The 1,143-nt window shown below is 66.4% G+C and carries 3 protein-coding genes; all 3 read right to left on the bottom strand.

Annotated elements, in window-relative coordinates; translation table 11 throughout:
* Positions 1-378: conjugal transfer protein (locus tag E1293_RS47105; protein ID WP_132206668.1), on the bottom strand; the 378-nt coding region annotated here is incomplete at its 3' end.
* Positions 379-406: 28 nt separating this feature from the next.
* Positions 407-694 (bottom strand): hypothetical protein, encoded by a 288-nt coding sequence (locus E1293_RS47100; RefSeq protein ID WP_132206666.1) that lies wholly within the window; start codon positions 692-694, stop codon positions 407-409.
* A gap of 63 nt (positions 695-757) precedes the next feature.
* Positions 758-1,143: conjugal transfer protein (locus E1293_RS47095; protein ID WP_132206664.1), on the bottom strand; the 386-nt coding region annotated here is incomplete at its 5' end.

The raw sequence follows: 1,143 nt of genomic DNA, 5'->3' as shown, positions 1-1,143 counted from the left end.
GGCGGGGGCCTGCGCGCGGCGCCAGACGCGGGCGACGATGACGACCTCGCGGGGTTCGCGGATCGGGGTGAGGCGGCACCAGGTGCGCGGCTCGGTGAGGTAGCGGCTCTGGGAGAGCAGCAGTTCGGTGAGCCGCTTGCCCTCGATGACCGGGCGGGTCGCCATCCAGGTCAGGACGCCGGGCGGGACGATGTACAGGACGTGCCACGGCGACGCGAACGGGATGCCGACGACTCGCAGCAGCAGGATCCACGGCACGAACACGCCGAGGAACACGCCGATCTGGACCAGCGGCAGCGGCATGGGAAGCCGCAGGTCGTACAGCTTGTAGAGCCGCTTCTCGATGCGCCAGATGTTCGTGTACGTGGGTAGATCCACGCCCCTACTCCCCTAACCCGGATCTACGTCAGGTGACGTCCACGCCGAGGGCCTTGGCTATCGCCTTGGCCGTGGTCTCGATGATGTTGGGCACGTAGAAGATCACCCCGATTCCGATCGCCAGGCAGATGAATTGCACGAAGCGCGTGATCTCCCGGGTGAAGAGGAAGAAAATCGCCACAATGGAGACGATCACCAGGAACAGCGGGCCGAAGATCTGGCGGAGCCAGTCGGCCAGCTGGTCGGTCTTGAGGTCGTCATTGGTTGGCGCCGCCAGGATTTCGTGCGGAATCGACGCCATGATGTGATGCAGCATCGACTGACTACCTTCCTTGGTCGGCGGAATCGGTGGGGGTTGCCTTGTTCAAGCCGCGGCCTTTCATGATGCGTTCGGGTCCGTGGTGCCGCGAATGTCCTGGACGAGCCAGGTGCTGCCCTTCTTGACCATGGCGAGCCGGTAGCTCTGCTCCAGTTCGCCGCCGGCGCCGCCGGCCGGCTGCCAGACGACGGTCGCGGTGACGGCGCGCTCGCCGTCCGGCCCCTTCGGCGCGACGACCTCCTTGACCTGCACGAAGGTCACGGAGTTGGCGAGGCCCGCGATGGTCGTCCCGTTGGAGAAGCGGGACAGGGCCTCCTGGTTGCCCCTCGCGTACTCCTGGAAGAAGGTGCCGAGGAAGGGCTGGAGCTCGTTCTCCAGGGATGTGTCGCGGTTCTGGACGCCGCTCTGGGGAAGCTGCGCCTTGGTGGGCGGGGGAAGCAGGGCGG

It is taken from the genome of Actinomadura darangshiensis (assembly GCF_004349235.1).
GTDB classification, from domain to species: domain Bacteria; phylum Actinomycetota; class Actinomycetes; order Streptosporangiales; family Streptosporangiaceae; genus Spirillospora; species Spirillospora darangshiensis.
Note: the sequence above shows the minus strand (reverse complement) of the source record. Positions and strands in the feature narration are given on the sequence as shown.